The sequence below is a fragment of the Actinomadura barringtoniae genome (assembly GCF_017573505.1).
In the GTDB taxonomy this organism is placed as follows: domain Bacteria; phylum Actinomycetota; class Actinomycetes; order Streptosporangiales; family Streptosporangiaceae; genus Spirillospora; species Spirillospora barringtoniae.
In genome coordinates this window covers 202480-220771 of the sequence record NZ_JAGEOJ010000012.1, presented here as the reverse complement: position 1 = coordinate 220771, position 18292 = coordinate 202480, and the positions used below count along the sequence as shown (strand labels likewise).

Annotated in this window: 18 protein-coding genes; 10 read left to right on the top strand and 8 right to left on the bottom strand. The window is 70.6% G+C overall.

What is annotated here, in order from left to right:
- Positions 1–112 precede the first annotated feature (112 nt).
- On the bottom strand, positions 113–946 hold the full coding sequence (locus J4573_RS29045; protein WP_208259064.1) for an alpha/beta fold hydrolase: 834 nt from the start codon (positions 944–946) through the stop codon (positions 113–115).
- 97 nt (positions 947–1043) lie between these two features.
- Between J4573_RS29045 and J4573_RS29040 the strand changes: the two genes are divergently transcribed.
- Positions 1044–3209: a molybdopterin-containing oxidoreductase family protein gene (locus J4573_RS29040; RefSeq protein ID WP_208259063.1), complete on the top strand. Its 2166-nt coding sequence runs from the start codon at positions 1044–1046 to the stop codon at positions 3207–3209.
- A gap of 33 nt (positions 3210–3242) precedes the next feature.
- Here J4573_RS29040 and J4573_RS29035 read toward each other — a convergent pair whose 3' ends face one another.
- Positions 3243–3452 (bottom strand): DUF5999 family protein, encoded by a 210-nt coding sequence (locus J4573_RS29035; protein WP_208259062.1) that lies wholly within the window; start codon positions 3450–3452, stop codon positions 3243–3245.
- A gap of 123 nt (positions 3453–3575) precedes the next feature.
- Complete coding sequence (locus J4573_RS29030) at positions 3576–4112, bottom strand: hypothetical protein (protein ID WP_208259237.1); 537 nt, start codon at positions 4110–4112, stop codon at positions 3576–3578.
- 220 nt (positions 4113–4332) lie between these two features.
- Between J4573_RS29030 and J4573_RS29025 the strand changes: the two genes are divergently transcribed.
- The 7 genes from J4573_RS29025 to J4573_RS28995 all read left to right on the top strand — a co-directional run bounded on the left by J4573_RS29025 (position 4333) and on the right by J4573_RS28995 (position 11409).
- On the top strand, positions 4333–4833 hold the full coding sequence (locus J4573_RS29025) for a hypothetical protein (protein WP_208259061.1): 501 nt from the start codon (positions 4333–4335) through the stop codon (positions 4831–4833).
- 164 nt (positions 4834–4997) lie between these two features.
- The gene (locus J4573_RS29020) at positions 4998–5219 is read left to right on the top strand and encodes a hypothetical protein (protein WP_208259060.1); all 222 of its coding nucleotides are present in this window, start codon (positions 4998–5000) and stop codon (positions 5217–5219) included.
- A gap of 76 nt (positions 5220–5295) precedes the next feature.
- Positions 5296–6006 carry a DedA family protein gene (locus J4573_RS29015; protein WP_372442908.1) on the top strand — a complete coding sequence of 237 codons (711 nt, stop codon included), beginning with the start codon at positions 5296–5298 and terminating at the stop codon, positions 6004–6006.
- A complete protein-coding gene (locus tag J4573_RS29010) occupies positions 5990–7132 on the top strand; it encodes a sensor histidine kinase (RefSeq protein ID WP_307796973.1) in 1143 nt (380 codons plus the stop codon). Before J4573_RS29015 ends, J4573_RS29010 begins: the two co-directional genes overlap by 17 nt.
- A 64-nt stretch (positions 7133–7196) precedes the next feature.
- Positions 7197–7841, top strand: a complete 645-nt coding sequence (locus J4573_RS29005) for a response regulator (RefSeq protein ID WP_208259059.1) — start codon at positions 7197–7199, stop codon at positions 7839–7841.
- 92 nt (positions 7842–7933) lie between these two features.
- A complete protein-coding gene (locus tag J4573_RS29000; RefSeq protein ID WP_208259058.1) occupies positions 7934–8083 on the top strand; it encodes a hypothetical protein in 150 nt (49 codons plus the stop codon).
- Between the two features lie 65 nt (positions 8084–8148).
- Entirely contained in the window at positions 8149–11409 is a 3261-nt protein-coding gene (locus J4573_RS28995) for a S41 family peptidase (protein ID WP_208259057.1), read from the top strand.
- Between the two features lie 7 nt (positions 11410–11416).
- Here J4573_RS28995 and J4573_RS28990 read toward each other — a convergent pair whose 3' ends face one another.
- Positions 11417–12244, bottom strand: coding sequence for a thioesterase family protein (locus J4573_RS28990; RefSeq protein WP_208259056.1), 828 nt, complete (start codon positions 12242–12244; stop codon positions 11417–11419).
- Between the two features lie 89 nt (positions 12245–12333).
- Here J4573_RS28990 and J4573_RS28985 point away from each other — a divergent pair, with 89 nt between their 5' ends.
- Complete coding sequence (locus J4573_RS28985; protein ID WP_208259055.1) at positions 12334–12855, top strand: YbaK/EbsC family protein; 522 nt, start codon at positions 12334–12336, stop codon at positions 12853–12855.
- Between the two features lie 24 nt (positions 12856–12879).
- Here J4573_RS28985 and J4573_RS28980 read toward each other — a convergent pair whose 3' ends face one another.
- Together J4573_RS28980 and J4573_RS28975 are read right to left on the bottom strand one after the other, a co-directional pair.
- The gene (locus J4573_RS28980) at positions 12880–13758 is read right to left on the bottom strand and encodes an SRPBCC family protein (RefSeq protein ID WP_243773713.1); all 879 of its coding nucleotides are present in this window, start codon (positions 13756–13758) and stop codon (positions 12880–12882) included.
- Positions 13755–14324, bottom strand: coding sequence for a winged helix-turn-helix domain-containing protein (locus tag J4573_RS28975; RefSeq protein WP_208259054.1), 570 nt, complete (start codon positions 14322–14324; stop codon positions 13755–13757). The genes J4573_RS28980 and J4573_RS28975 overlap by 4 nt, the downstream gene beginning before the upstream one ends.
- Positions 14325–14362: 38 nt before the next feature.
- On the opposite strand from J4573_RS28975, the gene J4573_RS28970 reads away from it, so the two are divergent.
- On the top strand, positions 14363–16714 hold the full coding sequence (locus tag J4573_RS28970; RefSeq protein ID WP_208259053.1) for a caspase, EACC1-associated type: 2352 nt from the start codon (positions 14363–14365) through the stop codon (positions 16712–16714).
- Here J4573_RS28970 and J4573_RS28965 read toward each other — a convergent pair.
- Both J4573_RS28965 and J4573_RS28960 read right to left on the bottom strand, forming a co-directional pair.
- Positions 16681–17739, bottom strand: a complete 1059-nt coding sequence (locus J4573_RS28965) for an FAD-binding protein (protein WP_208259052.1) — start codon at positions 17737–17739, stop codon at positions 16681–16683. The two genes, J4573_RS28970 and J4573_RS28965, sit on opposite strands and share 34 nt — an antisense overlap.
- Positions 17740–17749: 10 nt before the next feature.
- The gene (locus J4573_RS28960) at positions 17750–18205 is read right to left on the bottom strand and encodes a MarR family winged helix-turn-helix transcriptional regulator (RefSeq protein WP_208259051.1); all 456 of its coding nucleotides are present in this window, start codon (positions 18203–18205) and stop codon (positions 17750–17752) included.
- Positions 18206–18292 lie beyond the last annotated feature (87 nt).

The window sequence follows — 18292 nt, the reverse complement described above, 5'->3', positions numbered from 1 at the left end:
TTCATGGGCCGCGCGCCGTTCATGCGTCGCGGGACCGCCGCCTCGGGGGCCGGTCCCGCGCGGGGGAGCCCCGTGGGGCTCCCAGCGTGTCCCTTGAGTCCCGTGAGGGGGATCAGACGGCGGTGTGGGACTTGAGGAAGGGCAGGATCAGGTCGGCGACCTGAGCGGCGTTGCCGGCGTGCGGGTAGTGGCCGGCGCGTTCGACGACGGCGACGGTGCCGACACCGGCGGGCATGAGCGCCACGACGGCGTCGCCCTCGGCCTTGGGGTCGGGGAAGTCGGGGTCCTGGGCGCCCATGATGACCAGCGCGGGGCGGGTGAGGTTGGGCAGCTGGGCCTCGGCGTCGGCGGGCGTCGACTTGCCGGTCTTCTTGAACTCGGCCTGGCGGCCGGGCTCGCGCAGCTTGGCCAGCAGGACGGCCACGTACTCCTGGTAGTCGGCGGGCTTGGTCGGGTAGGCGACGTCGAGGTACTTGTCCCACTGGCTCAGGCTGCCGAGCATCTGGGTGGCCATGAGGTGGGTCAGGCCCTTGCGGTAGCGGCCGACCTTCAGGAAGGCGCCCACGTCCAGCTTCTGGGTCTTGGTGAACGGGTTGATCTCGACGACGGCGCTGACCAGCTCGGGCTCGGTGGCGGCGGCGATGGTCGCCGCGCCGCCGGACAGGGAGTGGCCGACGATGACGGCCGGGCCGCCCAGGTGGCGGATCAGCGCGAGCAGGTCGCCTGCGACGTCCGTGCGGCTGATGGAGTCCCAGCCCATGCTCGACTCGCCGTGGCCGCGCATGTCGGCGTTGGCGACCCGGTAGCCGGCCTCGACCAGAGTCGGGACCAGGAAACGGTAGGCCTGCCGGTGGTCGCCGATCCCGTGCGACAGCACGACCAGGGGGCCCTCGCCGGTCACGTCGTAAGCGATCCGTCCGCCGGGAACGTCCAGGTACTCGGTCATCTCGTCCTCCTCATTCGCCTTACGGGCACTCTCGATAGCCATAAAGCTAACCTGATTAGCCAAGGCTGTCAAGCTCGGGATCGGGCACAATCGAGCCATGGCGACGATGCAAGCGATTACTTACTGCCGGATCTGTGAGCCGCTCTGCGGGCTGGAGGCCACGCTCGCCGACGGGCGGGAGCTGATCCAGCTGCGGCCGGACCGCGACCACCCGCTCTCCAAGGGCTTCGCGTGCCCCAAGGGCATCGCGATGACCGAGGTCCAGAACGACCCCGACCGCGTGCTGCATCCACTGCGGAGGCGCGCGGACGGGGAGTTCGAGGAGGTGAGCTGGGACGTCGCGCTGTCGGAGATCGCCGAGAAGCTGAACGCGGTCCGCAGGACCCACGGCGGCGAGTCGATCGGGTGGTACTTCGGCAACCCGTCCACGTTCTCCTACAGCCACCCGCTCTGGATGAACGGCTTCATGGCCGCGCTGAAGTCGCCGCACGTCTACTCGGCCGGGTCGCAGGACGTGAACAACCGCTTCGCCGCCAGCGCCCTGCTGTACGGGGCGCCGATCCTGGTCCCGATCCCCGACCTCAAGCGCACCGACCTGCTGCTGATGCTCGGCGCCAACCCGCTGGTCTCGCACGGCAGCCTGATCTCCGCGCCGCGCATCAAGGACGACCTCAGCGCGATCGTGAAGCGCGGCGGGCGGGTGGTGGTCGCCGATCCGCGCCGTACCGAGACCGCGCGGGCCTTCGAGCACCTGCCGGTCACGCCCGACGGCGACGCCTGGCTGCTCCTGGCCCTGCTGAACGTGATCTTCGAGGAGGGGCTGGAGGACAAGGCCGCGTGCGCCAAGCAGGCGTCAGGCGCCGCCGACCTGCGGGCGCTCGCGAAGGACTTCACCCCGGAGAGCACGGCGGCGCGGAGCGGCGTTCCGGCTGAGAAGGCCCGTGAGCTCGCGCGAGAGCTGGCGGCGGCCGAACGAGCGGTCGTCTACGGGCGTACCGGCACCTGCCTGGGCCGGTACGGCACGCTGACCGCGTTCCTCATCGACGCGGTGACGCTGGTGATCGGCGGCCTGGACCGGCCCGGCGGCGCGATCTTCGGGGCGGCGCCGGTACGGGTCGAGGAGCTCGCGCGGATGTCCGGGCTCGCCACGTACGGCAGGACCCGCTCGCGCGTCGGCGGCTACCCGGACGTGCTCGGCACGTTCCCCGCCGGGGTGATGGCCGAGGAGATCACCACGCCCGGCCCGGGGCGGCTACGGGCGCTGCTGGTCTCGGCCGGCAACCCGATCCTCAGCGTGCCCGGGACCGCGGTCCTGGAGGAGGCCCTGGGCGAGCTCGACCTGCTGGTCTGCATCGACCTGTACGTGACCGACACCGGGCGCGAGGCCGACTACGTCCTGCCCGCGACCACGTTCCTGGAGCGCGAGGACTTCCCGCTGCCGTTCCTGCAGAACCACATCACCCCGCTCGTCACCTGGACCGAGGCGGTCGTGCCGCCGAGCGGCGAGGCGCGCCAGGAGTGGGAGATCATCGACGAGCTGGCCCGGCGGATGCGGCTCAGCATCGGGTCACTGCTGCCGCAGCGCCTGGCGTACCGCCTCGGCGTACGGCCCTCGCCGCGCCGCCTGATCGACCTGCTGCTGCGCACCGGCCCGTACGGCGACCTGTTCGGGCTCCGGCGCGGCGGCCTCAGCCTGCGCAAACTCCGCGCGAACCCGCACGGCATCGTGCTGGGCGAGCATCACAGGACCGGAACGTTGCGCCGCCGGATCCAGCACAAGGACCATCGGGTGCACCTCGCGCCGCCCGAGATACGTGCGGAGATCGAACGGCTCGCCACCGAGCCCGAGCCGTCACCCGAATACCCCCTCCGGCTCATCGGCATGCGGGAGCTGCGCTCGCACAACTCCTGGATGCACAACGCGCCGGGCCTGATGCGCGGCAAGCGCGAGCACGCCGCGCGGCTGAACCCCAAGGACGCGGCCGAGTACGGCATCGAGGACGGGTCGCGCTGCCGGATCGCCTCGGCGCACGGCTCGGTGGAGCTCCCCGTGAAGGTCACCGATGAGATGACGCCCGGCACCGTCGCGGTTCCGCACGGGTGGGGTCATCGGGGCGGCTGGCGCGTGGCCAACGCCGCGGGCGGGGCCAACGTGAACGAGCTGGCCTCAGCCGATCCTGCGGACCTGGAGCCGCTGGCGGGCATGGCCCATCTCAACGGGGTCCAGGTGAAGATCTTTGCGGTCGGGCAAGGCGTTCGATAGGGCGGTTCGCTGAAACGAGGGGAAAGCCGGCGATCAGAGCGCCACGGTGGGCCGGTGCGGGTTCACGATCTTGCCATCGGGAAGCAGCTCACCGGTGTCGTCAAAGACCACGATCCCGTTGCACAAGAGGCTCCAGCCCTGCTCAGGATGGCTGGCCACCACGCGGGCGGCCTCGCCGTCGTGCCCGCCGGCCTGTGGGCACGGCGGCTGGTGACTGCAGGGCGGGCTGGGTCGGGTGGTCATGGATACCTCCACTGGTGCCCTGTGATTTAGGACATAGTGAAGCTTGCCCGCGCCCGACCGAAATAGGCAAGTCAATGACGAATTCTTTACTTTTCTTGCCTTGTCAGGACCGCTCCATGGAGCTCAGCGGAACAGGTCGTCGCCCGCCTCGTCGCCGTGGTCGACGTCCAGCCCGACGACCGAGGTGCAGCCGGTGCAGATCCACTCCGCGATGACCGCCTCGGAGTTCGCGCCGTGCGTGCGGTACGGCTTGTCCACGCGGCGTCGCCGCATGCCGTGACCGCACGAGGAGTGCAGCAGCCGGCCGCACTGCGGGCACGGCCACACGTCCTCGCGGCGCCGGTGGCACTGGGGGCAGGGCGGGATCTCCGACAGGTCGGGCGCCTCAGGCGAGCCGAGCTCGTTGGCCCACTCGAGTTCGAGGTCCAGATATTCGTCGGTGGGCCAGTGATGGTCGGCGAGCCACGCCAGATACTCCTCCGCGCCCGGCTCCAGCACCGCCGTGAGCGACTCGGGATGCCCGCCGCCCGAATCACCGGTGGCGGGTGCCGTCGTCACCCCCGAGCGTGCGAATCCGAGCCGCAGGGAGGCCAGTGCCCCGGCCGTGAGCGTCAGCAGGCCGAGGAGCACGGCCGTGGCCAAGCCTGTCGCCGTCGACATGGTGGGGCGTCCTCTCATGATCTCGTACGGGGGGTTCCGATCATGAATGCACTTCACAAAACGCTGAGAACCTACAAGAAAGGCTCTTAACGGAAAAGTCGATCAGAAAAGAATCTTCGACCTGATCAAGCCGTATCCAGCGTCCGAAACCTCCCCTTCCATGGTGTGCGGCGCCTGTTGCCTGCAGAATCGGGACGGTCCACAGATCATCGGAGGTGTGATGGCCACCGCGGAATTTCTCTCTCCGCTGAACCTGCTCAAGCAGGGCATACGGGCAGGTACACGGGCTGCGGTGACCGGTCCGCTCGTCGCGGTGGCCGCCGCCACGAGCGTCGCGGAAGCGGTCGTCGCCATTCCCCGCCTCTCGCGCTCCCTGGAGAGCCTCGCGGACTCCGCCGAGTCCCTGCCCACCGTCGCCGCCGACCTGGAACGCCTGGCCACCGTGGCGCCCGCCCTGGAGAACCTGGCCGAGGCCATCGACGATCTCCGCGAACTCGCCAAGGTGGTCCCGTCCCTGGAATCCCTGGGCGAATCCGTCGTCCCCCTCGCGGAGACCGTCGAAAGCCTCAAACCCCTAGCTGACACCGTCGCCCAGATGCAGGCCGCCATCGAAACCCTCAACGCCACCGTCAGCCCCCTCCAGGGCACCGCCGAACGCCTGGGCCGCTTCGTGGACCGCCTCCCCCAAGGCCGCCGCTCCCGTCACGACTACAACTCCTAAGTAACTTCACAAGTAGCGGTCTCCTCCTGACCGGTCGCTTTCCGTACGGGTGGATCAGTCGTTGGGGGTTCCTTGACGGACGCTTCATCGGGCTGTCACGGCGGAGACACGCGTGCGTGGGGAAATGTCGTGTGACAGGCCGCGCCGCGCCGGAAGGCATCCCCATGGACGCTCAGAGCTTCCCCTGCGATCAGGATGTGCTCGCACGCTTCCCCGGTGCCCGGTCGTACGAGCGCGACACCGAGCGGACCACCTACCTCGCCGAGCGAGGTGGCGTCCGGTTCCTGATCCTGGTGCCGCACGAGGGCGGGGAGATCACCGTGCTGACGTTCGCGGACGAGGAGGAGCGGGCCGCCTACCTGACCGGGCGGGTCCAGCCCGCCTGACCCTGCGGTTTTCCGCAGGGCAGCTCGGCGGTGTACTCCATGGTGGCCGGGCCCGCGGATTTCTAGCGTCATATGCATGATCGAAATGACGCGGACGCTCGCCGCCGGTGGCGAGGAGATCGGTGGGGTCGCGGGATGGGCGACCGATCTCATGGACAAGCTCGGCGCGCCCGGGGCCGGGCTGGCGATCGCCCTGGAGAACCTGTTTCCGCCGCTGCCCAGTGAGGTGATCCTGCCGCTGGCCGGGTTCACGGCGGCGCAGGGGCACATGAACCTGATCGCGGCGCTGGTGTGGACGACGATCGGGTCGGTGGTGGGGGCGCTCGCTCTGTACGGGATCGGGGCGGCTATCGGGCGGGAACGGATCCGGGCGCTGGTGGCGCGGCTGCCGCTGGTGAAGCTGTCGGACCTGGACCGGACCGAGGCGTGGTTCGCCCGGCACGGGGCCAAGGCGGTCTTCTTCGGCAGGATGATTCCTATCTTTCGCAGCCTGATCTCGGTCCCGGCCGGGGTGGAACGGATGCGGATGACGACGTTCCTGGCGTTCACCACGCTCGGCAGCTTCCTCTGGAACGCGGCGTTCGTGCTGGCGGGCTACCAGCTCGGTGATAACTGGCGGACGGTCGAGGAGACCGTCGGCGTCTACTCCAAGGTGGTGCTGGTCGCCGCGGTACTGGCGGTGCTGGCCTTCCTGGCCGTACGTATCGTGAGGTCACGGAAGGGCGCCCCGGAGGGGGCGCACCGGATCGACTACAGGCGAGACTTCGAACGTGACCGACTCGGCTAGGCGCTTGGTGCTGGCGGCGGTGGGGCTGGCGCTGGGCGCCGCCACCGCCGCGGCCGAGCTCGTGCTGCTCACCGTGGCGGCGCCCCTGATGGCGTACGCGGTGGCGTTCTCGCGGGGGCAGCGGAGCGTTCCGCGCGGGGTGGCGGACGCCGCGACGGCGATGACCCGGCTGGAGACGCGGCGGCTGGCGCGGTTCCACGGGCACGCCGAGGCCGCGGAGTACGGGCCGGTGCGGTCGCTGGCCTACCTGGTGCTGCGGACGCCGATCGGGCTGCTCGGCGGGGTCATCCTGCTGCTGATCGCCTACGGCGCGGTGTCGGGGATCCGGTTGCTGGTGGGCTGGATGACCGGCGACTACCTCGACGGCATCGAGTTCTCGTGGTTCATCGCCGCCTACATGATCGTCTTCGGGCTGATCCTGCTGTTCGTGGCCGTTCAGGGGCTGGTGGGGGTGGTGGCGCTGGAACGCAAGGTCGCCCGCCGCTGCCTGGGGCCGAGCCCGCTGGAGGCGTACGAGCGCCGGATCGCCCAGCTGAGCGTGACCCGCGCCGAGGTGGTGGAGGCGGTCGATGATGAACGGCGGCGCATCGAACGCGATCTGCACGATGGCGTGCAACAGCGCCTGGTGGCGCTGGGAATGCTGATCGGGCGGGCTCGGCGCAGCGGGAACGGGGATCTGCTGCGGCAGGCGCACGAGGAGTCACAGCGGGCCCTGGAGGAGCTGCGCGAGGTGGCCTGGCGCGTCTACCCGGCCGCGCTGGACGGCGACGGGCTGCGGGCCGCGCTGGAGACGGTCGCCGAGCGTTCGCCGGTCCCGGTGAAGATCGAGTACGACCTGGACGGCCGCCCGCCGCACGCGGTCGAGACGGCCGCCTACTTCGTGGTCTGCGAGGCGGTCAACAACGCCGGCAAGCACTCGGGGGCGCGCCTGGTGACCGTACGGATCGGCGGGGACGAGAGGATGATCGACGTGCGGATCGAGGACGACGGGACCGGGGGAGCCGACCCCTCCGGCGGCGGGCTGGCGGGGCTGGCGCGCCGGGTGGCGGCGCTGGACGGCACGTTCGGCGTGGACAGCCCGCCCGGCGGGCCGACCGTGATCACCGCGGGGCTCCCGTGCGCGTGACGACGGTTCCCGAGCGCGTGACGACCGCGACGACGATGACGACCGCGACGATGCGGGGGCTGCCGTGCGGGTGATGCTGGCCGAGGACTCGACGCTGCTGCGCGAGGGGCTGGTCCGGCTGCTGGCCGAGGAGGGGCACGAGGTCGCGGCGGCGGTCGGCGACGGCGACGCGCTGCTGGCGGCGGTCGCCGAGGAGCCGCCGGACGTGGTGGTCGTGGACGTGCGGATGCCGCCGACCAACACCGACGAGGGGCTGCGCGCGGCGCTCAAGATCCGCGAACGCTGGCCGGGCGTGGGCGTCCTGGTGCTGTCGCAGTACGTGGAGAAGCGCTACGCCACCGAGCTGATCACGGCCGACACGACCGGGGTCGGCTACCTGCTGAAGGACCGGGTCGCGCAGGTGGACGAGTTCCTGGACGCCCTGGACCGGGTCGGGGAGGGCGGCGCCGCGTTCGATCCCGAGGTCGTCCGCCAGCTCCTGGTCCGCAGCTCCAAGGCCGACCCGCTGAGCCGCCTCACGCCGCGCGAGCGGGACGTGCTGGACCACATGGCCCAGGGCCACACCAACGCCTCCATAGCCGCTCACCTGCACGTTTCCCAGAGCGCGGTCGAGAAGCACGTGAACGCGATCTTCGACAAGCTCGATCTCTCCCACGCGACCGGCTACAGCCGCCGCGTCCTGGCCGTTCTCCGCTACCTCGGATCGTAGGACCCGCAGCCCGAGGATGTTACTCAGGGGATTCGGGGTACTACAGGAGGTGATGTGCCCTTAGTTGGGCACAGACCTTCAAGGGGGGAACCATGGGCCAGAAGAAGGCCCCGAAGTCGGGCAAGGCCAAGAAGGCGGCCATCAAGGCCAACCGGAGCGCCAAGCAGGCCAAGAAGCAGGCGGGCAGGCAGTCGCCCGTCGCGGCGGTGCCGCCCACCGCAGCCCAGCCGCCCGCCGAATGATCAGCCGCCAGCCGCCGCTGACCATCGGTCGATGATCCGTAGCGTCCGGTTCTGATGGAGGGTCGTTGCCGGGCTATCTGAGGTTCCCAACGATCTTCCACGATGTGATCGTCTTCGTTTCCGACGACGATCTGTGGATGGTGCCCGCGGTGGGCGGACGCGCGTTCCGCCTCACCGCGGGCGTCGCCGCGGCGACCTACCCGCGGCTGTCGCCGGACGGCTCCTGGCTGGCGTTCGTCGGCCGCGAGGAGGGCCCGGAGGAGGTCTACGTCATGCCCGCCGCCGGGGGAGCGGCGCGGCGGCTGACCTACCACGGCGCGTTCTGCACGGTCACCGGCTGGGACGCCGGCGGCGGTGTCGTCTACGCCAGCGACGAGGTCCAGCCGTTCTACGGGCTGCGCTGGCTGCACCGGATCGACCCGGCCGACGGCGTCCCGGTGCGGCTGCCGTACGGGCCCGCCAACACCGTCTCGCACGGGCCGCGCGGCGGTGTCGTGCTAGGCCGCAACACCGCCGACCCCGCCCGCTGGAAGCGCTACCGCGGCGGAACGGTCGGCGACCTGTGGATCGACACCGAGGGCACGGGGGAGTTCCGCCGCCTCATCGCGCTGCCGGGCAACCTGGCCTCGCCGCGCTGGACCGGCGACCGCATCTACTTCCTGTCCGACCACGAGGGCATCGGGAACGTCTACTCCTGCACGCCCGAGGGCCGGGACCTGCGCCGCCACACCGACCACGAGGACTACTACGCGCGCAACCTGTCGGGCGACGGCAACCGGCTGGTCTACCACTGCGCCGGCGACCTCTACCTGCTCGACCCGGCCGAGAACGGGCCGCAGCGGCTGGACGTGCGGCTCGGCTCGTCCCGCACGCAGCGCAACCGCCGGTTCGTGCCCGCCGCCGACTACCTGGACGGCGCCACGCCCAGCCCGGACGGCACCGGCGTGGCGATCACGACGCGCGGCAAGGCCTACTCGTTCGCCGGCTGGGAGGGCCCGGTGCGGCAGCACGGCGAGCCCGACGGGGTCCGCTACCGGCTGCTGAGCTGGCTGAACGACCAGAAGCGGCTGATCGCGGCGGCGAGCGACGACGGCGACCGCGAGGTGCTGGTCGTGCTGTCGGGCGACGGCACGGACGCGACCCTGCGGCTGGACTCCGCCGACACCGGGCGCGCGCTGGAGCTGGAGGTCGCGCCGGGGGAGGGTGCGCCGGGGGAGGGCGCCGACCGTGTCGCGGTCACCAACCACCGGATGGAGTTGCTGCTCGTCGAGCTTCCTTCCGGCGCGAACGAGGCGGCGCGGGCGGCGCGCGTGACGCGGATCGACGCCAGCCGTTACGGCGCGATCGAGGATCTGGCGTGGTCGCCGGACGGCGCGTGGCTGGCGTACTCATGCCCGGACGGCGTACGGACCGCCTCGATCAGGCTGTGCCGGGTGGAGACGGGCGAGGTCTTCATCGCCACCCGTCCCGTGCTGCGCGACTACCGGCCCGCGTTCGACCCGGAGGGACGCTATCTCTACTTCATCGGGGAACGGGTCTTCAATCCCGTCTACGACTCGCTGCACTTCGACCTGGGCTTCCCGCTCGGCACCCGGCCGCACGCGATCGCACTGCGCGCCGACGTCGGGTCGCCGTTCGTGCAGGATCCGCGTCCCGTCGTGAAGCCCGATGAGAAGGACGACAAGGACAAAGGGGACAGGGGCGAGGAGGAGCCGGGGCCGCTGGTCATCGAGACCGAGGGCCTGGCGGACCGGGTCGTCGCGTTCCCCGTTCCCGAGGCCCGCTACGACCGGATCGCCGGGCTCAAGGGCAAGGTCATCTACACCACGTTCCCCGTCGAGGGCACGCTGGACGACCCCGAGGTGGACGACGACGAGAGCGAGACCGGCACCCTGCACTGCTACGACCTCGACAAGGGCAGCGCGGAGGAGCTGGTCTCGGAGGTCACCGACTTCCGGCTCGGGCGGGACGGCAAGACGCTGCTCTACCGTTCCGGCGACCGGCTGCGGCTGGTCGAGGCGGGCGAGGAGCCGACCGAGGAACGCGAGACCAACCGCGAGGACGGCTGGATCGACCTCGGCAGGGTGAAGGTGTCGGTGTGCCCGGACGCCGAATGGCGGCAGATGTTCCGCGAGGCGTGGCGGTTGCAGAAGGAGAACTTCTGGGCCGAGGACATGTCCGGGCTCGACTGGGATGAGGTCTACCGGCGCTACCTGCCGCTCGTCGACCGCGTCTCGACCCGCGGCGAGTTCTCCGACCTGCTGTGGGAGCTGCTCGGCGAGCTGGGAACCTCGCACGCGTACGAGAGCGGCGGCGAGTACCGCGAGCGCCCGCACTACAGCCAGGGCAAGCTCTGCGTGGACTGGTCGGTCGAGGACGGCGTCTACCGGATCGCCGGGATCGCCCAGGGCGACCGCTGGACGTCGAAGGAGACCTCGCCGCTGACCCGTCCCGGCGTGGACGTACGTCCCGGCGACGCCGTCGTGGCCATCAACGGGCAGCCGGTCGGGCTCATGGCCGGAGCGGCGGGGCCGGGGCAGCGGCTGGTGAACCAGGCCGACCAGGAGGTCCAGCTCACCATCGTCCGCGACGGCGGCGAGCCGTACACCGTGACCGTGCAGCCCGTCTCCGACGAGCAGCCGACCCGCTACCGCGACTGGGTGAACGGCAACCGCGGCCTGGTGCACGAGCTGAGCGCCGGCCGGGTCGGCTACATCCACGTACCCGACATGGGGCCTGAGGGCTACGCCGAGTTCCACCGCGGCTTCCTCAACGAGTTCGACCGCGAGGCGCTCATCGTGGACGTGCGCTTCAACGGCGGCGGGCACGTGTCGGCGCTGCTGCTGGAGAAGCTGTCGCGGCGCCGCATCGGCTACGACTACCCGCGCTGGGGCGTGCCCGTTCCGTACCCGGACGAGTCGCCGCGCGGGCCGGTGGTGGCGCTGACGAACGAGCTGGCGGGCTCGGACGGCGACGTGTTCTGCCACGCGTTCAAGCTGAGCGGCCTCGGCCCGCTGCTCGGCAAGCGCACGTGGGGCGGCGTCATCGGCATCTGGCCCAGGCACGTGCTCGCCGACGGAACGGTCACCACGCAGCCGGAGTTCTCGTTCGCGTTCGACGACGTGGGCTGGCGCGTGGAGAACTACGGCACCGACCCCGACATCGAGGTCGACATCACCCCGCAGGACCACGCGCGCGGCATCGACACCCAGCTGCGCAAGGCGGTCGAGGTGGCGCTGAACGAACTGGAGTCACACCCCGCACACACCCCGGACCCGCAGGACCGCCCGCGCCTGTCCGTTCCGAAGCTTCCGCCGCGCCCTTAGCCTGCCTCTAGCTTCTCGGCGGGCGGCACAGGAGCTGGCCCGAACCGGACGCGAGCAGGTTCCGGCCACCGGACCAGACGCGGCTGCGGAAACCGATCAGCCCGTCCTCAGCGACGTCGGCGAACCCCTCGGCGAACAGCCACTCGTCCTTCACCGCGCTGCGGTGGAACTGGACGGTGAGGTCGAGGTTGGGCGCGGTGTAGTCGAGGTCGGTCAGGTGCGCGCTCCACGCCGCCGACCAGGCCATCACGTCGAGCAGGATGAGCTGCCGCGCCGCGTCGCCGGTGGTGTGCGAGGGGAAGCGGTACCAGCCGCTGGCGTACGGCTCGCGCGGCGTCGCGTTCCGCCAGTCGGTGACCCAGGCGACCGGTTTGCTCTGGATGTTGGCCCACATCGAGGTCTCTGGGGCGGTGTCGGGGTCGTCGGCCTGCTCGGTGTCCAGCTCTTCCCGGTAGGGCAGGCCCTCGGGGCCGGGCACGCCGTTCAGCCGCGCGACGTCGTGTTCGAGCCCGTCCAGATCGTCCGCCACCAGCCACACCAGCGCCTCGGCGATCGCGCGCCCGTCCTGGCGCATCGCGACCCGTACCGACTGCGCCCGCCGCGCCCGCCGCAGCGTCGTCGCCTCCACCTCGACCGGCGCGAACGCACCGACCGAGAGGAAATGGCACGTCATCGACGCCACGCGGGGCAGGTCCCCGTGCGCGAGCGCGGCGTTCCGCAGCACTGCCGCCACGAATCCGCCGTTCGGTCCCCAGGCGCCCCACTCGGGCGACAGCTCCGCCGTAAAGCGGCCGTCGCTTCCCCGCACCGCCGCGTCTTTCGCAAGATCTCCCACGTTCCAGACCGTAGGCAGACACGCGCACCCGGCGCGAGCCGATTTCGGTGCGCATGGCATTGTGGTTGCCCGACGGAGGGGAGTTGCACATGGTCGGCAGTCTCGAGTGGGTCCCGGCGAACGAGCGGCGCGACCTGCTCGCCGAGCCGGTCGCGGCGGTCATCGGCGACCAGCCCGACGCCAGTGCCGCCGAGATCGATCCCGACCTGGCCGACACCGAGGCGTTCTGCGAACGCTACGGCGTCCCGCTGGAGATCAGCGCCAACTGCGTGGTCATCGCCGCCAAGCGCGGCGGCGAGGTCACCTACGCGGCCTGCATGATCCTGGCCACCGACCGCATCGACGTGAACGGCGTCGTCCGCAAGCACCTCGGCGCCCGCAAGGCCTCGTTCGCCCCGATGTCCGAGGCGACCACGCTGACCGGCATGGAGTACGGCGGCATCACCCCGGTCGGGCTGCCGGCCGGCTGGCCGATCCTGGTGGACGAGAAGGTCGCGGCCGCCGCCGAGGTCGTCATCGGCAGCGGCCTGCGCCGTTCCAAGATCCTCCTGCCGGGCAAGGCGCTGACCGCCCTCCCCGGCGCCGAAGTGATCGCCCTCGCCCAGGCCTGACCCCCTGGTGCCGAAGCGGCCCGCTCAGCCTTGGTCGCTGTAGAGCATGCCCTCGGGCATGCCCTCGATGTCGACCGACACCCAGATCGGACGCCAGTTCGGCAGCTCAAGGAACCGGCGGAGCTCGGCGACGCCGGACATCCAGCCGAGCCAGGCCCCGTAGTCGGTGTCGCCGAAGCCGCTCTGCACGAACGTGAGGCGCGTCTTGCCGCCCGAGTCCGCCAGCTCCCAGGAGGCCGTCATCTGGCCGTCGCCCCACGACAGCACGCACTTGCTGTCGGGCTCCAGCTCGACGACCTTCGCGGGGGACGGGTCCATGTCGAAGCCGCCCATCGCGAACCGGCCGCCGACGAACGGCTCGATGCCGACGTTCGCGCCGAACCAGCGCCGGAACTTCTCCGAGTCGATCAGCGACTGGTACACCTCGCTGCGCGCCGCGTCGACCAGCACCTCCACCCGCATCGCGGGGTCGGTGAAGTCGCACAGCATGGTGATCTCGCGCCCCTCGACGTGGTCGACCAGGTTGGCGATCGCCATCGACCAGTAGGTGGACATCACGTGGCGGCTGCCGCCGCCGCCGATCGCCTCGCCGTGGTCGGGCAGGTTCGTCTGCGTCAGCGTGACGATCGTGGCGCCGCCGTCCTCGGCGAGCGAGAGCTCGACCGTGGTGTCCTCGCCGTCCAGCGTCCAGTCGAACCGCACGCTTGTGTCGTCCAGGTGGGACAGGCGCTGGCGCGGTGTCTCGCCCTCGGGCGTGTACCGGCCCCAGAACACATAGCGGCCCGGCTCGACCTCGGCGTGCTCGGCCAGCCACACCTTCATCGCCGCCGGGTCGGTCAGCGCCTGGTGCACCTCCTTCACCGGGGCCTGGGCACGTGCGCGAAGCGTCATCGGAGCGTTCATGGTGACTCCTCCCTCGTGGGATTCGGGTAACAGGCGACGGCGAGCTTGAAGGCGTCCCCTTCCGCGCCGCCGTAACGGGTGAAGAGCTCCTGCAGGGTGTCCTGCAGGTCGTTCAGGAAGGCCTGGCGCTGCTCCGGCGGAACGCGGATCTCCCCGGAGACGCCGACCGAGGGCAGCTCCGGCGCGGCCCGGTCGAGCGCCGCGACGTCGGCCTGGACCTCCTCCATGAGGTCGAGCAGGTAGCCCAGGCTCATCTCGTCCCGCACCCGGTGCAGATCGGGCCCGATCCGGCCGACCAGCCGCGGCGACAGCCAGTACGACCGTGCCGAGGCCTGGTACACGCCCTCGTGGATCCCGCGCACCTTGCGTTCGGACACCTGGTCGACCAGGCCCGCCTCCACCAGGCGTTTCACGTGGTAGTAGACCCGCTGCTGGGTCTGCCTCAGCTCCCTGGCCACCTCGGTGCACGACCGGGGCTCGGCCAGCTGCCGCAGCACCTCGATCCGCTGCGGCTTGAGCAGCGCCTCGGCCTGCTCGATCTGCTCCAGATACAGGACATCTCTCATCGCAAAACCATCTTTGTACGTAAAAACAGATTTTGTCAATGGACGGATCCCCCGCCGCTTGGTGTGATCTGGACGTGCGCCTCCCGGACAAAGCCACCTCACGGGCCGTCCTCATCGGCACCGGCAAATACGACTCCGAAGCCCTGCCGGACATCGGCGCGGTGGGCAACTGCCTCACCGATCTCGGCGTCCTCCTGTCGGAGGGGTCGTTCGCGCCGGAGCACTGCACGGTCGTCAACGACGGTGCCTCGCCCTCGGCCATCTCGGGGGTGCTGCGCGAGAACGCGGCCGCCGCCGAGGACGTCCTGTTCGTGTATTTCGTGGGCCACGCCGTCGTTGACCGCGGCGGCCTCCATTTCGCGCTGCCCCACAGCTCCCCGCAGGACATGAGCCAGGGCTGGCTGGCAGCCCAGCCGGTGCGGCGGGTGCTTGAGGCCAGTCCCGCCCGCTACAAGATCCTGATCCTGGACTGCGACTTCTACGACAGGGCGCCCGAGGGCGGCACGCTCCGGCGGACGACCGGCATCCCGGGCGACCTGCTGCGTCCACTTGCCGCCGGCTACTTCCTGCTGGCGGGAGGCGGAAACGTTTCCACGCCCCCGGGCCCCGGCTACACCCTCTTCACCGGCGAGCTCATCAGGACGCTGACCATGGGCGTCTCCGGCGGTCCGGAGCTACTGGACCTGGACACGATCCACAAGCACCTTCGCAGCTCACTGAGGGCGCTCGGCCGTCCGGCGCCTGCCGCCTTCTCTCAGCTGGAGCAGTCCGCGACGAAGATCGCGCTGGCGCGCAACGCCGCCTTCGACGCCTTCGCCGCGTTCGACTCCTCGGGTTCGAGCAGCCAGGCGGCGGAGCCGGAGGGGGAGAGCACGCCGGGGGAGCGGACGGCGGAGCCGGATGAGAGGCCTCCAGAGGAGGAGGTCGAGCTGACGACGGACGTGGCCGCCACGCTGGACCTGCTGGAGCGCGGTCCGGTCGCGACGGTGATCGCGATGCGGCTGGTCGAGGCCCGCCGCAACGCGCAGGACCAGTCGTTCTTCACCCACATCGACGGGTCGTGGGGCTCGGGCAAGAGCACCATGCTCAACCTGCTGCGCGACCGGCTCGCCGAGGACTTCGACATCGTCGAGTTCGACGCGTGGCAGCAGTCGCGGCTCGGGCCGCCGTGGTGGTCGCTGCTCACCGCGACCCGGCGGCGGGTACTGCGCGGCCGGCCGTGGCTGCGCGTACGGGAGACGGCGTCGCGGATGCGGCGGACCGGCGCGCCGTTCGCGCTGGCGCTGGTGCTCGTGCTGGCCGTGGCGGCGGCGGTCGCGTACGCGCTCTGGCCGCAGCAGCCCTCGCTGAGGAACTGGTCGGAGAACGTCAAGGCGTTCATCGCCATCGTCGCGGCGGTCGGGACGCTGGTGACCAGCGCGCTGGTGGCGAGCCGGTTCCTGCTCTTCGACTCGGTCCGGGGCGCCAGGCTCTTCGAGCAGACGCAGACCAATCCGATCCGGGAGATCACGGAGCATTTCCGCTGGTTGCTCAGGCACTCCGAGAAGCCGGTGGCGTTCTTCGTCGACGACCTGGACCGGTGCCGGCCTTCGTACGTGGTGGACTTCCTCGACACCGCGCAGACGTTGATCCGGGACACCGCGCGGAAGCGCGCCGCCTACTTCGTGGTCGCGGCCGACGGCGCGTGGCTGCGCCGCAGTTACGAGAAGGCGCACTCCGACTTCGCCGAGTCGCTCGAACGGCCCGGGCGGCCGGTCGGCTACCTGTTCCTGGACAAGCTGTTCCAGCTGACCATCCCCATGCCGGTGCTCACCGGGCCGGCGCAGGCCCTCTACCTCGACGCCATCCTGCGCATCGACAGGCCGCATCTGGAGCAGGTCTCCGAGAGCGGATCATCGGGTGAGAGCGCCTGGGGACAGGGCGACCCCGGCGGGCTTCAGGCGCGGCTGCGCGCCTTCGCCGAGGGGCGGGCCGAGCAGGTCGCGCAGGTCTCCCAGACGCCGGAGGAACGGCGGCGCACCGAGCACGTCCTGCGGCGCTTCTCGCATCTGCTCGGCAACAACCCGCGCAGTGTGAAGAGGTTCCTCAACACCTACAGCATCCTGCACTCCATCCGGCGGCTCGAAGGCAACCTCATCAGGCCCGAGAGCCTCGCTCTGTGGACGATCCTCGTCGTTCGCTGGCCCGCCATCGCCGCTCATCTGCAGGACGACCCTGACGCCGTGAGGGGTGTCGTGCAGCCGGTCTGGGTTAAGGAGCACTTCCCCGAGGCGTTGCTGGAGCTGGCTCGTTCTCCCGAGCTGTGCGACGTCATCACGTGCGAGATGGGCGGGCCGTTGACGCCCGTGCTGATTCGTCAGTGCGTGGGGTTGTCGCTGGGCGGCGGGTAGGGGACGGCGCCCAGGGCGGCGGCTTCGGTGTGGAAGGCGTGGTTGGCCTTGCGCATGTCGGCCTCGGAGGTGGCCGTGGGGGAGGCGGTGCGGAGGAGGGACAGGAGGACTGCGTCGCTGGGTGCCTTGAGCTGGGGGACCCAGCCGGGGGTGAAGCGCTTGATGAGGATGAGGCCGCTGATGCCGAGGTCGGCGGGGGTGGTGGCGGCGACGGTGCGTTCGATGAACGGGGCGGCCACGTCGGCGGGCAGGATGACCTGCGCCCAGGGGTGGGGGCGGTCCCATTCGCCCATGGTCTTGAACGTCTCGACGTCGGGCGTGAGGCGGTCGGTGAAGTCCTGGTAGGAGAGCTCTTCGCCCTTGCCCAGGCCCGGGGGCGGGTCCTGGTAGTAGACGGCCTTCAGCTCGTAGCCGGTGGGCTTGGCCTGGCTGGAGACGTGCTCGGCGTGGATGTGGCGGTGGGCGGCGAGGAGTTCGGCCGCGTTGGCGTAGATGAGGTCGAACGACGTCACGTGGGTGGGGGCGGGGATCAGGCGGAGCGTGGCCCGGGTGATGATGCCGTGGCGGCCCGCTCCGGCTCGTACGGCGTCGAAGAGGTGGGCGTGCTCGGCGGGGGAGCAGGCCAGGACCTCGCCCGTGGGAGTGACCACTTCCAGGTCGATGACGTTGGCCGCCTGCGTGCCGTGGACGTGGGAGGTGCCGCCGACGCCCGCGGCCGAGATCGTGCCGCCTACGGTGAGGTCAAGGTAGTCGGTGAGGACCGGGGGAGTGAGGCCGCGGGGGAGCGTGGCGTCCAGGACCTCGCGCCAGGTGGCTCCGGCGCCGATGGTGATGCGGTCCTCGCCCAGGTCGTGAACGGCGTTCAGGCCGCGGGTGTCCAGGGCCGTCTCGGTGGTGAGGGCGCGGCCGTCGTTGGAGTGGCGGGTGCCGTGGGGGACCGCGGTGGAGTGCGCGGCCACCTCCGCGGTGGTCGTGGGCCGCAGGACCTGGCGCGGCGTACGGGTGACGCCGCCGAAGTCACGCATGATGCCGACGCTAGTCATGCCGGAGGCGGTCGGCCACCCGGTTCAGCAGGTCGCCGAGCTGCTCGATCTCTGTGGGCGTGAGCGCGTCGAAGAGGTTCTCGCGAACGATACGGCGGTGTCCCGGGCGTACCTTGGCCAGTTCGTCGGCGCCCTTGACGGTGAGCTCGGCCCAGACGGCGCGGCGGTCGCTGTCGCAGTCGGTACGGCGGACCAGGCCCGCCCGCTCGAGCTGGGTGACCTGGTAGGTGAGCCGGCTCTTGGAGATCATCACCTGCCGGGCCAGGTCGGACATGCGGAGCCGGTGGCCCTCGGCCATGTGCAGCTTGACCAGGACCTCGAAGTCCCCGTGCGACATCCCGCCGTCGCTTTTCAGCTGCCGTTCGATCTCGTGTTCCAGCAGGTGGGTCGCCGCCAGGAACCCGACCCAGGCCCGCATTTCCCCTGGGCTGAGGGCGTCGTCGTTCACGGAAGAGATTGTAATCGTTGGTTTGAATTTGAACTAACTGCTGCTACCGTTCGGTTCATATTTGAACCTTCAACCAAGGAGAATGGC

What these genes read in the sequence shown, in the direction of transcription:
- J4573_RS28985 (WP_208259055.1), top strand. Translation starts at nt 12,334, where the DNA reads ATGGTCGGCAGTCTCGAGTGGGTCCCGGCGAACGAGCGGCGCGACCTG.
- J4573_RS28965 (WP_208259052.1), bottom strand. Translation starts at nt 17,739, where the DNA reads ATGCGTGACTTCGGCGGCGTCACCCGTACGCCGCGCCAGGTCCTGCGG.
- J4573_RS29000 (WP_208259058.1), top strand. Translation starts at nt 7,934, where the DNA reads ATGGGCCAGAAGAAGGCCCCGAAGTCGGGCAAGGCCAAGAAGGCGGCC.
- J4573_RS28980 (WP_243773713.1), bottom strand. Translation starts at nt 13,758, where the DNA reads ATGAACGCTCCGATGACGCTTCGCGCACGTGCCCAGGCCCCGGTGAAG.
- J4573_RS29030 (WP_208259237.1), bottom strand. Translation starts at nt 4,112, where the DNA reads ATGTCGACGGCGACAGGCTTGGCCACGGCCGTGCTCCTCGGCCTGCTG.
- J4573_RS29025 (WP_208259061.1), top strand. Translation starts at nt 4,333, where the DNA reads ATGGCCACCGCGGAATTTCTCTCTCCGCTGAACCTGCTCAAGCAGGGC.
- J4573_RS29020 (WP_208259060.1), top strand. Translation starts at nt 4,998, where the DNA reads ATGGACGCTCAGAGCTTCCCCTGCGATCAGGATGTGCTCGCACGCTTC.
- J4573_RS29015 (WP_372442908.1), top strand. Translation starts at nt 5,296, where the DNA reads ATGATCGAAATGACGCGGACGCTCGCCGCCGGTGGCGAGGAGATCGGT.
- J4573_RS28970 (WP_208259053.1), top strand. Translation starts at nt 14,363, where the DNA reads ATGGACGGATCCCCCGCCGCTTGGTGTGATCTGGACGTGCGCCTCCCG.
- J4573_RS29040 (WP_208259063.1), top strand. Translation starts at nt 1,044, where the DNA reads ATGGCGACGATGCAAGCGATTACTTACTGCCGGATCTGTGAGCCGCTC.
- J4573_RS29035 (WP_208259062.1), bottom strand. Translation starts at nt 3,452, where the DNA reads ATGACCACCCGACCCAGCCCGCCCTGCAGTCACCAGCCGCCGTGCCCA.
- J4573_RS29045 (WP_208259064.1), bottom strand. Translation starts at nt 946, where the DNA reads ATGACCGAGTACCTGGACGTTCCCGGCGGACGGATCGCTTACGACGTG.
- J4573_RS28975 (WP_208259054.1), bottom strand. Translation starts at nt 14,324, where the DNA reads ATGAGAGATGTCCTGTATCTGGAGCAGATCGAGCAGGCCGAGGCGCTG.